Source organism: Chromobacterium sp. IRSSSOUMB001 (assembly GCF_023507765.1).
Classification (GTDB): domain Bacteria; phylum Pseudomonadota; class Gammaproteobacteria; order Burkholderiales; family Chromobacteriaceae; genus Chromobacterium; species Chromobacterium haemolyticum.
Genome location: NZ_JALCYU010000005.1, coordinates 1 through 12,408 on the forward strand (window position 1 = coordinate 1; position 12,408 = coordinate 12,408).

11 protein-coding genes, 1 tRNA gene and 1 pseudogene are annotated in these 12,408 nt (G+C 63.5%); 3 read left to right on the forward strand and 10 right to left on the reverse strand.

Going from position 1 to position 12,408, the window contains the following annotated elements:
* Both MOV80_RS07650 and MOV80_RS07655 read right to left on the reverse strand, forming a co-directional pair.
* Positions 1–297 (reverse strand): annotated as a pseudogene (locus tag MOV80_RS07650) (hypothetical protein); the annotation flags it as partial.
* Between the two features lie 431 nt (positions 298–728).
* The gene (locus MOV80_RS07655; protein ID WP_019100425.1) at positions 729–3,269 is read right to left on the reverse strand and encodes a TonB-dependent receptor; all 2,541 of its coding nucleotides are present in this window, start codon (positions 3,267–3,269) and stop codon (positions 729–731) included.
* Positions 3,270–3,972: 703 nt separating this feature from the next.
* On the opposite strand from MOV80_RS07655, the gene MOV80_RS07660 reads away from it, so the two are divergent.
* Entirely contained in the window at positions 3,973–4,332 is a 360-nt protein-coding gene (locus MOV80_RS07660) for a DUF2325 domain-containing protein (RefSeq protein WP_019104007.1), read from the forward strand.
* Between the two features lie 119 nt (positions 4,333–4,451).
* On the opposite strand, the gene MOV80_RS07665 is transcribed toward MOV80_RS07660, so the two are convergent.
* The 8 genes from MOV80_RS07665 to hpnC all read right to left on the reverse strand — a co-directional run bounded on the left by MOV80_RS07665 (position 4,452) and on the right by hpnC (position 11,151).
* On the reverse strand, positions 4,452–4,631 hold the full coding sequence (locus MOV80_RS07665) for a zf-HC2 domain-containing protein (RefSeq protein ID WP_019104008.1): 180 nt from the start codon (positions 4,629–4,631) through the stop codon (positions 4,452–4,454).
* Entirely contained in the window at positions 4,628–5,188 is a 561-nt protein-coding gene (locus tag MOV80_RS07670; protein ID WP_019104009.1) for a sigma-70 family RNA polymerase sigma factor, read from the reverse strand. Before MOV80_RS07670 ends, MOV80_RS07665 begins: the two co-directional genes overlap by 4 nt.
* A 22-nt stretch (positions 5,189–5,210) precedes the next feature.
* Positions 5,211–6,572, reverse strand: a complete 1,362-nt coding sequence (gene radA / locus MOV80_RS07675; RefSeq protein ID WP_019104010.1) for a DNA repair protein RadA — start codon at positions 6,570–6,572, stop codon at positions 5,211–5,213.
* Between the two features lie 27 nt (positions 6,573–6,599).
* On the reverse strand, positions 6,600–7,163 hold the full coding sequence (locus tag MOV80_RS07680; protein ID WP_039756482.1) for a hypothetical protein: 564 nt from the start codon (positions 7,161–7,163) through the stop codon (positions 6,600–6,602).
* Between the two features lie 16 nt (positions 7,164–7,179).
* Positions 7,180–7,935: an SDR family oxidoreductase gene (locus MOV80_RS07685; RefSeq protein ID WP_043590022.1), complete on the reverse strand. Its 756-nt coding sequence runs from the start codon at positions 7,933–7,935 to the stop codon at positions 7,180–7,182.
* A 60-nt stretch (positions 7,936–7,995) separates the two neighbouring features.
* The gene (gene hpnE / locus MOV80_RS07690; protein ID WP_232060402.1) at positions 7,996–9,267 is read right to left on the reverse strand and encodes a hydroxysqualene dehydroxylase HpnE; all 1,272 of its coding nucleotides are present in this window, start codon (positions 9,265–9,267) and stop codon (positions 7,996–7,998) included.
* A 4-nt stretch (positions 9,268–9,271) separates the two neighbouring features.
* A complete protein-coding gene (gene hpnD, locus MOV80_RS07695; RefSeq protein ID WP_107732423.1) occupies positions 9,272–10,117 on the reverse strand; it encodes a presqualene diphosphate synthase HpnD in 846 nt (281 codons plus the stop codon).
* A 221-nt stretch (positions 10,118–10,338) separates the two neighbouring features.
* Positions 10,339–11,151, reverse strand: a complete 813-nt coding sequence (gene hpnC / locus MOV80_RS07700; RefSeq protein WP_019100818.1) for a squalene synthase HpnC — start codon at positions 11,149–11,151, stop codon at positions 10,339–10,341.
* Positions 11,152–11,327: 176 nt separating this feature from the next.
* Between hpnC and MOV80_RS07705 the strand changes: the two genes are divergently transcribed.
* Positions 11,328–11,403, forward strand: a tRNA-Ala gene (locus MOV80_RS07705).
* 165 nt (positions 11,404–11,568) lie between these two features.
* Complete coding sequence (locus tag MOV80_RS07710; RefSeq protein ID WP_019100817.1) at positions 11,569–12,354, forward strand: transporter substrate-binding domain-containing protein; 786 nt, start codon at positions 11,569–11,571, stop codon at positions 12,352–12,354.
* Positions 12,355–12,408 lie beyond the last annotated feature (54 nt).

Consider the following 12,408-nt stretch of genomic DNA (forward strand, 5'->3'; position numbering starts at 1 on the left):
AGCCGTGGAGGTGACCGGCGGCGGATTGACCACGGGCGGCACATAGGCCTGCGGCTTGGGCGCGGCGGTGGGCTGCACCACTTTCTCGATCTTGGGCGGAGGGGGCGGCGGAGGCGGCGGCGGTTCGCTAATGACCGCCACTTCCACTTTTTGCTGGATCACTTTGACCACGCCCTGGGCCAGGCCCGACACCAGCGCGTAGATCAACAGTGCATGGAAGACGACCACGCCGACCAAGCCCGCGATGCGGCGCTTGGGCGGGGGACCGCCGATTCCTCTGGCTGTGATGCTCGTCATGTTTGGTACCCGTTATTCAACAACATCCGCATCTTGGAACCTGTTCACCGTCTGCGACGCATCCGGCCTTCTCCGCGGCTTTCGCCGCTTGCGAGGTTTTGAACAGGCTCTTGGACCCGCGCCGTCTTGTGAACGGTCTGGGCGTGGATCACGGACTGGTTGCCACTGTTGCCACATGGCACAAACTGCGTGCCGCTACTCTTCGCTACGACTCCTCAAGCCCGCCCCGCTCCGCTCCGGCCGCCGAAACCAGGTTCGGCCACACCGCGCGGGCCTTGAGCGGGCCCTTGCTGCCGCGGCGCCGGCGGGCTTGACGCCCGCCGGAAACCGCGTTGAATCCCGTTCGCAGCCCCTTGGACCTCACGCGGCGCGCGCGTCTTGCGCCGCGTTCGGCCGCAGGGCTTTGAACAGGTTCGTACGACATCGGCGCATCACATCTTGTAGTTGAACTTGGCGAAATAGGCTCGGCCCACCGGGTCGGTGAAGCGCGGGTCGTAGCCCTGCTGGAAGGTCTTCTGCTGATTGCTGACCGGCGGCTCCTGGTCGAACAGATTGCGCGCGCCCACGGTCAGCGTGAGCTTCTTGTCCCAGACATAGCTGCCGGACAAGTTCCAGGTGGAGTACGGCCGCACGCTGTGCGACGGGTCCTGGTCGGTGTAGCCCGATTTGTAGTCCTGAGCCAACAAGGCGCTCCAGGCCCCTTGAGCCCAGCCCAGGTTCAGGTTGTGCTGCCAGCGGAAGGTGGGCGCGGTGTCGACGAAGACGCCCAGGCTGTTGTGATAAGCCCCGCCCTTCTCTACCTGGTACTGGTACTTGGTCATATAAGTACCGTCCAGACCGATGTTGAAGCTGCCCACCGCGGTGCGCGGCGAAGCCCACGACACTTTGAGATCGATGCCGGAAGCGCTGGTGGTGCCCAGGTTCAGGGTCTGCGACGAGATGTAGTTCAAGTCGTTCTTGGCGTCGCGGCTCATCAGGCCGGCGTACTTGGCGGCGTTGGCCGGATCCAGCAGTACCGCCTCGTCCACCGTGCCTATGGTGTCGTGGATCATGGTCCACCAGAAGTCGGCGCTGGCGGTCAGGTTCTTCACCGGCTCGATCACGATGCCGAAAGACAGGGAGGACGATTTTTCCGGACTCAAACCCTTGTTGCCGCCCGTCATCAGATTGCGCTGCAAGGTGCCGTCGCAGGCCTTGGGGCCGGCGCCGGGCTGGGCCACGCCGTTGGGGCAGTAGGTCGGGTCGTAATAGCCTTGCGCGGAGTTGACCACCTGATTGGGCTGGTTCACATCGTACAGCGACGGCGCGCGGAAGCCGGTGCTGGCCGAACTGCGGAGCATCAGCTGCGGCATGGGCTGGTAACGCAAGGCCACCTTGGGGTTCACCGAACTGCCGAAGTCACTGTAGCGGTCGTAACGCACCGCCAGTTGCGCTTCCAGGTTCTTCACCACCGGAATGTCGGCTTCGGCGAACAAGGCGTTGACGTTGCGCTGGCCGGCCGCGGACTTGGCGGCGTCCAGGCCCAGGCCCACCGCGTCCTGCGACACCTCATAGTTGTAGTCGTGGCTCAGCTTCTCCTTGCGCGCCTCCACGCCGAAGGCCACCGCCATCATGCCGGCCGGCAGCTGCAACACTTCCTTGCTGACCTTGAGGTCGGCGGAATACACCGTGGCCTTGGCGGTGTCGGCGGTGCCGGTGACCGCGACGTTCTTCCAGGCGGCCTGACCAGCGACGGAAGTGTCGGTGGGATCGAAGCTGCCGCTGGTGATGCCGGACTGCAGTTTGCTATTGCTCAGATAGCCGCCCACCACCACGTTCTTGGCGTAGGACTCGGACCAACCCAGACCTGCCTTGTAATCCCAGCCGGCCACCAGACCTTCCAGGTTCAGCATCAAGCGCTGGGCGGTGCCGTCGCCCTCGTTGACGCGGTTGCCCAGCGGGATGGAGCGGCCATACAGCACGTCGCCGTTGGGATAGGTCACGTCGCCCACCGTCAACTGGGTGGGGCCGGGCTGGATGGACGAGGTGTTCTTGTTGCGGGAGATCAGGTACTGCAGGGACAGCTCGTGGTTGTCGCCAATGCGCAGCGCGCCCTTGGCGACGGCGGAGGCCTGCTCGATTTCCGGCTGGATGCCGGCGAACAGCGCGTAGTTCTCCTTGCACATGCCGCCGGAAGACACAGAGTACGGCGGGCTGCACGCCGGATAGCCGATGTTCACCATGGTGCCGTCCGGCTTCTGGATATTCACCGGATAGGCGTAGGTGCTGAGACGGGGTTTCTTGGGAATGGCGAACGAGCGGTCCACCGCGAATACGGGGTTGGCCTTGTGGTAGTTGGCCGCCACGTAGAAGTTGTAGCCGTCCTTGTTCAGATCGCCGATGCCGAAAGAGCCGTTGACCGACTTCTCGTGACCGCCGCCGTGCTTCGGGTCCAGCAGGTCGCCGCCGATGCTGAAACCGGTCAGGCTCTTCTTGGTGATGAAGTTGATCACGCCGCCGATGGCGTCCGTGCCGTAAATCGCCGAGGCGCCGTCGCGCAGCACCTCCACCCGCTCCACCGCGCTGAGCGGAATCGCGTTGAGGTCGACGGCGTAGCCGTCCATAGGCTGATTGGCCAGTCTGCGGCCATCCAGCAAGATCAGCGTGTACTGGCTGCCCAGCCCGCGCAGATTGGCGTAGGACGCGCCGCCGTTGCTGTCGCCCACCGCGGCGCTGGCGCCCTGGGTAGACTGATTGGCCGCCAGGCTGTTGACCACCTGCTCAACGGTGTTGAGGCCTTGCTTGCTCAGGTCTTCGGTTCGGATGATGGTGACGGGGGCGGCCTGCTCCTGCTTGATGGAGCGCTTGATGTTGGAGCCGGTGACTTCCACCCGGTCCAGGGTGGCGCTGTTGTCGTCGGCGTAAGCCAGAGACGCGGCGCCGACACCGAGCATGGCGAGCGCCAGCGCGATTTTCTTCTTGCGACAATTCATGATTCTCCAATCCCTTGTAAGTTCATTTGGCCACTGACCTCGTCGGGTTTATGGCTCTATCGAGAGCATCGTCGTGCTCATTTTTTGATCTGAACCGAAGGCGATCCGAGTGTGCGAATTAATCATGACCAGCGTCAATAAACTTTTCCGCGGCAACCTCCCGCCATCTTCAGAGCGAGTAGGCACTATGTTTGAAGCAATACTTCTTAACGACTCAAAACCATTATTAAACAAGCGTCTAACCGGAAATCGGAATCAATCGCCAGTCAAGACTAAATGCATATTTAGAGCAGTAACTACAAAAAAAAGGCATGCGTAAATCCCATAGTCATGTTGCTTTTTTGCAATTTCGTTAAAACCACCGCAGTGTAAATACTTCTTATTCTTTGTTTTCAATACCTGTTACATGTAAAAATCTTGCACCAGCCATGAGTTATTTGGATGTCGCTATCTAAACCCGGCCCACCCGTCGGGTTGAGCGCAAAAATGCCGAGCTCGACAAGCTACAGCGCGCCAGCCCCCGCATGAGCCAGGCTCATGCAAATCCTTCCGCCGCCCTGCCAGAGCAAGCGGCGCGGCTTAAACGCGGCAGCCGATCCGCCACAGTCCACCCCTGTCCTGATTGCCATTTTCAAAGTTTGTGATTGACCTGCTAAATGATAACGATTATCATTTCTAAAAATTCACCCAGGAGGGATGTCCAATGAATGCCATGCTTGTGGGAGCCGATACCCTCGGCAATATTCCGGATGTGCTGCGCGATTTCGGCATCAACATTCATCGTCACGTCAGCGGCCGCAACAGCTCGCACCAACGCAAGGTGGACCGCCTGCCGGCCGGCACCGACCTCTTGATCCTGTTCACCGATTTTCTCGGGCACAACGTGATGCGCCATTTCCGCGAGCTGGCCTCGGAAAACCAGATCCGCTTCATCGCCTGCCGCCGATCGGTCTGTGCGCTCAAGCAATCGCTCACCGGAGCCGGCCTCAACGACAGCCAATGCGCCGCCTGCCCGCATCAATGCGCGGCGGCCAAGAGCGGCGGCGGCAAGCGCAAGCGCTGAGTTTTTCTTACCACCCTTGAAATTAAAAGCCGGCTTTCGCCGGCTTCTTTTTATCCCGCGCCGCGGGAAAGAAAAAACCGGCCAGAAGGCCGGTTGGTCGCTGTACTTCAAATAAACGACTACTCGCCGCGCCCCGCCCTGCGCGCGGCCTCGCTCAACTGCTTGAGCTGCTGCGAGAAATTGCGGCAATTGCCGCACATGAACAGGTGCACGCGCAGACGCACGTATTCCCACTGACTCAAGGGACGGTCCTGAGAGGCCGAGATCAAACGGCTGGCCTGACGACAACTCAACTTCATACGCTAGCCTCCCGGCCCCAGCGGATCGAAAAACACTCCCGCAAGCTCATGCGGGCGCGATACAGCAATACGGAACAGTTGGTCGCGGTGATCTCCAGATTCTTACAGATCTCCGCAATCTCCATGCCCATCACCTCGCGCATCACGAACACCATCGCGGTGCGGCGCGGCATCACTTCCGAGCACTGTTCGAACACCTCCCAGAACTGGCGCGAGACCAGGGATTGCTCCGGCCCGCTCCAGGCCTTGACCGGCTCGCGCCAGTGGCCGTCGCGGCTGAACAGACCGTCAAAATCGCTATCGTCAGCCTCGTCCTCCAGCGATTCGAACAGTTTTTCCTTGCCCTTGCGGCGCAAGGCGTCAATCAGTTTGAAACGCAGGATGGAGGTCAACCAGGTGCGCAGCGTGGATTTGCCGCTGAAGGAGGCCCTGGATTCCAGCGCCGCCAGCAGCGTTTCCTGCACCGCCTCGTCCGCGGCGTCTTTTTCGCGCAGTTGCGCCAGCGCGTAGCGGAACAGGTAGGGCCGCTCCGCTTCTATGTCTCGGTCTTCTATCATTCGCCATTCGCTTTCTTGCCGCTCACTCGCGGCAGAACTCCACCGCCTGATCCAGCCGCTCCACCGCAATCACGTGCAACCCCTCAATCGGCTGGCGCGGTCGGTTGGCCTGCGGCACGATGGCGCGGGTGAATCCGAGCTTGGCCGCTTCCTTCAAGCGCTCCTGGCCGCGCGCCACCGGGCGCACCTCGCCCGCCAGGCCCACTTCGCCGAACACCACCAGCTTTTCCGGCAACGCCCGGTTGCGCAAGGAGGACACCATGGCCAGGATGATGGCCAGGTCGGCCGCCGGCTCGTTGATCTTGACCCCGCCCACCGCGTTGAGGAACACATCCTGGTCGAAGCAGGCGACGCCGCCGTGGCGGTGCAGCACGGCCAGCAGCATGGCCAGGCGGTTCTGTTCCAGACCCACGGTCAGGCGCTTGGGCTGGAAGCCGTGACAATCGTCCACCAGCGCCTGGATCTCCACCAGCAGCGGGCGGCTGCCCTCCTGGGTGACCAGCACGCAGGAGCCGGCCACGTCGTCCCGGTAGGAAGACAGAAAGATGGCGGAGGGGTTGGACACGCCCTTGAGGCCGCGGTCCGTCATCACGAACACGCCCAACTCGTTGACCGCGCCGAAACGGTTTTTGATCGCGCGTATCATCCGGTAATTGGAGTGGGAATCGCCCTCGAAATACAGCACGGTGTCCACCATATGCTCCAGCACGCGCGGGCCGGCCAGCGAACCTTCCTTGGTGACGTGTCCCACCAGCAAAATGGTGATGCCGGTCTGCTTGGCCATCCGCGTCAGTTGCGCCGCGCATTCGCGCACCTGGGACACCGAACCCGGCGCCGACGTCACTTGGTCGGTATACAGGGTCTGGATGGAGTCGATCACCGCCACTTCCGGCCGCTCGCGCTTCAGTGTTTCCAGGATGGTTTCCAGCCGGATTTCCGCCAGCAGGTTAACGCGCTCGGTGGCTACCGCCAGCCGGGTCGCGCGCAGCGCGATCTGCTGCGGCGATTCCTCTCCGGACACGTAGAGCACCTTGCGGCGCGCGCCAATCTCGGACAGCGCCTGCAGCAATAGCGTGGATTTGCCGATGCCGGGATCGCCACCGATCAAAATCACCGCGCCCCGCACCACGCCGCCGCCCAGCACCCGGTCCAGTTCGTCGATGCCGGACGGGTCCCGCGGCACTTCCTCGGTTTGCACATCGGACAGCTTCTGCACTTGAGTGGCGCTGTCGCTCCAGGACTGGAAACGGGCGTTGGCCACCGGCGCGGCCTGCACCGCCTCGGTCAAGGTGTTCCAGGCGTTGCAATGCGGGCACTGGCCCTGCCATTTGGGCGTTTGACCGCCGCACTCGGCACAACTGAAAACGGTTTTGATTTTTGCCATCAGGACAACGGAAAGAAGTGGACGGGCTCAGCCGTGCGAACCAGGCGCAGGGCTGTTCTTATTGAGTTCATTGATGATGTTGAGCAGGCGTTTCTGCTCCGGCTCCCCGCCGGAGGCCGCCTTGGATTTTTCCCCGCCTTCGCCGGCGGGCTTGTTGCGAATGGCCGCCAGCACCGCTTCCACTTGCGGATCGGTGCGCGCGGCGCGTTCGGCCTCTTCGTTGCTCAGCGGCCTGGGGCCGGAGGGCGAGATATTGGCGCTGGATTTCTCCACCGGCGCGGACGCGGCGCCGTGGCTGCTGGCGGTGGGCGCCGGCATGCCGGCGGGGGTGGACGCTTCCTTGGGCGGTTCCATGGTGTCCAGCTTGTTCTTGGCCATGTACTCGTTCATCTCGCGCCAGCCGGCGTAGATCGCCGCCTTGTCGGCTTCGGGATTGCGCAAATAGCACTCTTCCAGCGAACGGCCGGTCTGACGGCAGGCAGCGCCTATCGCCTTATTGGCGTCCTTGGTCAAGCCGGTGACGTTGCCCACCCAGTTGCAGCCGGTCAACGCCAGCAGCAGCGGCAACCATAGCCATCGCCCTATGCTCATGCCTCGCCCCTTCCCCTCAAGCGCGCCGGGCGCGCAAATCCAGTTCCACGATCTCGCCGCTTCGGCCCTGGCTGGCGGGCCCCAGCCAGTACAGCAAATGCGGCATCAGTTCGGACAGATTGCCGCGTTCGGACTTGTCCTCGCCCGGATGGGTGCGGTTCCGCTGAGGCGAATTCACCGGCCCCGGAATCAGTTGGTTGACGCGCAACTGCGGGTAAACATCCCATTCGTTGGCCGCCACCTGAGTCAGATAGTTGAGGCCGGCCTTGGACGCGCCGAAACCGCCCCAGTACGGCGCAGGGTGCAGCGCGTGGGTTTCGCCCACGAACAGCACCGCCGCGTCCGGCGACTCCTTCAACAGCGGCAGACAAGCGCGGGTCAGCGCGAACGGCGCCACGGTATTGATCCGGTACTGGTCCATCCACTCTTCCACCGTCTGATTGGACAGCGGCGACAGCGCGTAAAAATGGGAAGCGCAATGCAAGATGCCGTCCAGACGGCCCAACTCGCGCTTGATCATCATCGCCAGATTGTTGAAATCGCCCTCCGCCGCTTTCAGCAGGTCCAGCGGCACCGCCGCCGGGTCCGGCCCTCCGGCGGCCGCTATTTCATCGTAGACCTTCTCCAGGCCTTTGACGCTGCGAGCCAGCAACACCACGGTGGCGCCGTGCCGCGCCAAAGTGAGCGCGGCCTCGCGGCCTATGCCCTGGGTGGCGCCGGTGACCAGCACCACGCGGTCCTTGAATGCGTTAGAGGCGATATCTGTCGTCATTTTTTTCGCTATCTTGTAATCAGGGCCATCGGCGGCGCGCCTCTGCGGCCGCCGGATGGCTCACAGTCTTCCAATCACCGCGCGGGCGGCTGCGACGCCGCTTCGGACGGCCCCCTCCAAAGTGGCAGGATAATCAGCATGCGTCCAATCTCCCGCCAAATAAAGCGATTGTACCGGGCTTGGCTGCGCCGGTCGCCTCATATCGACCAAACTGGCAAAAGTGGCCCGCCGCTCCGCCAGCACCCGGAAATCAAGCCGCCGGCCGGCGCGCGGATCAAGCCGGCGCACGTCGGCCTCCACCAGAGCAGCCAGTTCCTCTTGCGAAAGCGCGTCCAGATGCTCCGGCGCGCTCATCACCGCGGCCACCCAGCCGGTTTCGCCCATCAGCGCGCCGCGGTCGAACAGCCAGTCGCCGACGCCGCCGCTGCAGGCGCACATCGGCGCCGGCAAGCGGACCGCGCCCTCAAACTGCAGATAGACGGTGTAGATGGGCCAATAACGATAAGCATTGGTCAACTGGCGCAGCGTTGGATCCGCCGTCAGTTCCGCCGCGTGATACGGCGCCACCGCCAGCACGGCGGCGTCGAAACGCTCGCCGTCCACGCTCACCCCCGTTGAATCCGCCGCCACGCCGCGCACGCGCCGGCCGGCGCGCAGATCCGCGCCGCGCTCGGCCAGCCACCGCCAGGCGGGCTCAGGGAACAAAGCGGACAAATCCACTCTGGGCAGCAAAAGATCGCTGGCGGCGCGGTCCGCGCCCAGGCTGTCGCGCAGCACCGCGGCCAGCACCCGCATCGACGCCTGTTCCGGCGGCGTGTTGAGGCCGGACAGCACCAGCGGCCGCCAGAATTCTCGGATCAGCGTTTCGGACTGCCCTTGCTGCGTCAGCCATTGCGCCACCGCGCAATCCGGCGCCACCCGCCAGCCCTGTCCTTTCAAACGCTGCAAGGCCAGCGCCAGCCTCGCCTTGTCGCGCCAGCTTATGCCGCGCGCCGTCAGCAGGCCCGCCGCCAGGTGCCAGGGCGCCGGCAGACGCGGACAGCTCAGGCTGATGCCGCCCTGGCGTCGCCAGTTCATCGGCAGGCGCAGCAAGGCCCGGCTCTCGTCCACGCCCACCGCGGCCATCAGCCGCAGGCATTCCCGGTACGCGCCAATCAGAATGTGCTGGCCATTGTCCAGCCGGCTGCCGCGCACGCCGATGCGGCGCGCGCGGCCTCCCGGCTCGCGCCCGGCTTCGAACACGGTCAGCTCCGCCCGGCCGGCCAGCTCCACCGCGGCGGCAAGCCCGGCCCAGCCGGCGCCGATCACGGCAACGCGCGGCTTGCTCATCATCGGCTCACGCCCGGTAGCCGAAAGTCCAGGTTTTCCATGCCAGCCACAGTTTGCGGATGGGCGTCAGCGACAGCCGCTGATTGAGCACCTTGGCCGGACCGTCCAGCTTGATTTCCTCCAAGGTGGCGCGATAGATCGCCGCCATCAGCAAGCCGGGGCGCTGCGCCTTGCGGTCCGCGGCGGGCAGCATGTCCCAGGCCTGTCGGTAATACTGCTGCGCGCGCTCTATCTGGAACTCCATCAAGGCCTTGAACGCCGCGCTTTCCTCGTAATGCAAGATGTCCATCGCCGGGCAGTTGAAACGCTGCAGCTCCTCCATCGGCAGATAGATGCGGTCTCGGCGCGCGTCCTCGCCCACGTCGCGGATGATGTTGGTCAGTTGGAAAGCGATGCCCAGCTCGTGCGCGTACTCCAGCGTCTTCTCGTCGCTGTAGCCGAAGATGCGCGCCGCCAGTTGCCCCACCACGCCGGCCACGCGATGGCAGTACAGCAACAGGTCCTGGAAGCGTTGATAGCGCACCATGCTCAGGTCCATCGCCATGCCATCTATGATTTCCTCCAGCTCGCTCTGCGGCAGGCCGAAGGCCCGAGCGTGCGGCTGCAGCGCCTGCATCACCGGGTGTTCCGGCGCGCCCTGGTAGAGCTTGGCGACCTCGCCGCGCCACCAGGCCAGCTTGGCGCTAGCCACGTTGGGGTCGTGGCATTCGTCCACCACGTCGTCCACCTCTCGGCAGAAGGCGTACAGCGCGGTAATCGCGCGGCGGCGCGGCTCCGGCAAGAAACGGAAGCTGTAATAGAAGCTGGAGCCGCTGGCGGCTGCCTTGTCTTCGCAATACTGATCAGGCGTCACGCGCCACTCCTGTTCAAGCGGCGGCCGCGGAGGGCCGCCGTTCTCATAATATTCATCGTCACCGCGCCGCGGTTCTTACGAATGTGTTTACGATCTCGCGAGCAAGGGCGAAACAAGGCGTTGCGGCTGAAAAAGCGGAGTGTACACACGGTACATGAGCATTTTGAAGCCGTACTCACCGTGTAACGCTCCACGACGCGTAGTAGATCGTAAACAGGTTCTTATTTGGCGCGCGCCGCGCGCCACAACATATAGAGCCAGTCGCGCCAGTTCAGCACCGGGCGGCTGCGGAATACGTCGCCGCCGGAGTCGTGCAGTTTTTTCAGGATGCGCTCGCCGCCCAGAATGATCAGCCTCAGTTCCAGCCCCATCCTGCCCTTCAGCACTTTGCCCAGCGGCGCGCCGGCCTGCAACATCTTGCGCGCGCGTTCTATCTGGGCGCGCATCATCGGCTGCCACAGGCCGCCGGCGTCGCGCGCGGCGATCTGCGCCTCGGTCACCCGGAAGCGCTGCAAATCCTCCTGCGGCAGATAAACCCGGCCCTTGCGCCAGTCCAGCTCTACATCCTGTAGAAAATTGATCAGTTGCAGCGCGGTGCAGATGCCGTCCGACATCGCCTGCGAGCGCCTGTCGTTCTCGCCGTAGAGGGCCAGCATCAGCCGGCCCACCGGATTGGCGGAACGGCGGCAGTAATCCGCCAGTTCCGCGTAATCGCGGTAGCGGGTTTTTTCCACATCCTGACGGAAAGCCGCCAACAGGTCGTGAAACGGCTGCAAGTCCAGACCGTGCTCGGCGATGGCCGCCGCCAGATTGCGCATCATGGCGGTGTCCGGCGTGTGCCCGGCGCCGATGCGCTCCAGCTCCGCGCCCAGGCGGTCCAGTTCGGCCAGCCTCAGCTCGGGTGCGTCGTCGCCCTCGTCCGCCACATCGTCGGCGTAGCGCGCGAAATGGTAGATCGCATGCACGGCGCGGCGCATCCTGCGCGGCAGCAGAATGGAGCCCACCGGGAAATTCTCGTAATGCCCAACCGACATTGGCTTGCTTCCTGTTGTATGGCTGGCGAATCCGGGATTATAACCGAGCGCCCCGGCCCCTCCTATGCCGGCGGCCGCGCCGCCGCCGGAAAATTATCCAAAAAAAATGGCGGAGGCTATTTACACGATCCTGCCGCTGCCATATACTGCGCAGCACTGTGAAACGCAGCCGGTGCGGGGGTATAGCTCAGTTGGGAGAGCGCTTGCATGGCATGCAAGAGGTCAGCGGTTCGATCCCGCTTACCTCCACCAAAAACTGCTTCACAGCAAGACGCCGCCCAGCGCGGCGCATAGCAAAAGCCGATTCCGAGGAATCGGCTTTTTGCATTGTCCCCGTCCTTTTCCCGCTTGCCTTTTTTTGTTGCGGCGCAAATAACTAAAGCAAGCTCACCCCGCCTCCCGTCGCGGAGCCTCCGTATGCCTCGTGCTCGTCTGATCTTCCTGCTGCTGTCGCTATTCGCGTTCGGCGCCGCGGCCGAACCGCGCCCCGCCAGCCTGCGGCTGTGCACCGAAGACATGGATTCCCCGCCATGGCGCAGCCAGAACGGCCCCAACCTGAGCCTGCAGCTGCTAAAGACCTCCGCCCAAAAAACCAAAATCAAGCTGGAAATCCGGGAAATGGCTTGGGTGCGCTGCCTGAGCGAGGTGCAGAACAATCAGATCGACGGCGTGTTCGAGATCAGCTTCAAGCCGGAGCGGCTGCGCATCGGCGTCTATCCGATGAAGGGCGACGCGCCAGACCCGACCTTCCGCATGCATCTGGACGGCTACAGCCTGTACCGGCTGAAAGGCTCTAAACTGGAATGGAATGGCCAGAGCCTCAGCCATCTCGACGGCGCCGTCGGCGCACAGACCGGCTTCTCGGTAATCGCCCAGCTTCAGGCGCTGGGCGCGCCGGTCGACGACAGCTCGCGCAACCCGGAACAGAATCTGAACAAGCTGCTGGCGCGCCGCATCGGCGCCCTGGCCCTGCCCACCTTGACCGGCGACAACCTGCTGGCGAACAACCCGGTCTATAGGGATAGAGTAGAAAAAGTGGGGCCGGATCTGGTCGCCAAGCCTTACTACCTGATTTTTTCCCACAACTTCGCGGATAGCCACCCCAAGCTGACCCGCCAATTCTGGGAAGCCATCGCCCAGACGCGGGAATCCCCTGAATACCGCAAAGCCCTGCAAGACGCGCTGCGCCAGCTCAACCGCTGACGCCGCCATGTTGCGTCTCCGCTATCCCAAATCGGCAAAGCGCCGCCCGCCCGC

Coding starts and splice junctions, on each gene's coding strand:
- MOV80_RS07655 (WP_019100425.1), bottom strand. CDS start 3,269: ATGAATTGTCGCAAGAAGAAAATCGCGCTGGCGCTCGCCATGCTCGGT.
- MOV80_RS07660 (WP_019104007.1), top strand. CDS start 3,973: ATGAATGCCATGCTTGTGGGAGCCGATACCCTCGGCAATATTCCGGAT.
- MOV80_RS07665 (WP_019104008.1), bottom strand. CDS start 4,631: ATGAAGTTGAGTTGTCGTCAGGCCAGCCGTTTGATCTCGGCCTCTCAG.
- MOV80_RS07670 (WP_019104009.1), bottom strand. CDS start 5,188: ATGATAGAAGACCGAGACATAGAAGCGGAGCGGCCCTACCTGTTCCGC.
- radA (WP_019104010.1), bottom strand. CDS start 6,572: ATGGCAAAAATCAAAACCGTTTTCAGTTGTGCCGAGTGCGGCGGTCAA.
- MOV80_RS07680 (WP_039756482.1), bottom strand. CDS start 7,163: ATGAGCATAGGGCGATGGCTATGGTTGCCGCTGCTGCTGGCGTTGACC.
- MOV80_RS07685 (WP_043590022.1), bottom strand. CDS start 7,935: ATGACGACAGATATCGCCTCTAACGCATTCAAGGACCGCGTGGTGCTG.
- hpnE (WP_232060402.1), bottom strand. CDS start 9,267: ATGATGAGCAAGCCGCGCGTTGCCGTGATCGGCGCCGGCTGGGCCGGG.
- hpnC (WP_019100818.1), bottom strand. CDS start 11,151: ATGTCGGTTGGGCATTACGAGAATTTCCCGGTGGGCTCCATTCTGCTG.
- MOV80_RS07710 (WP_019100817.1), top strand. CDS start 11,569: ATGCCTCGTGCTCGTCTGATCTTCCTGCTGCTGTCGCTATTCGCGTTC.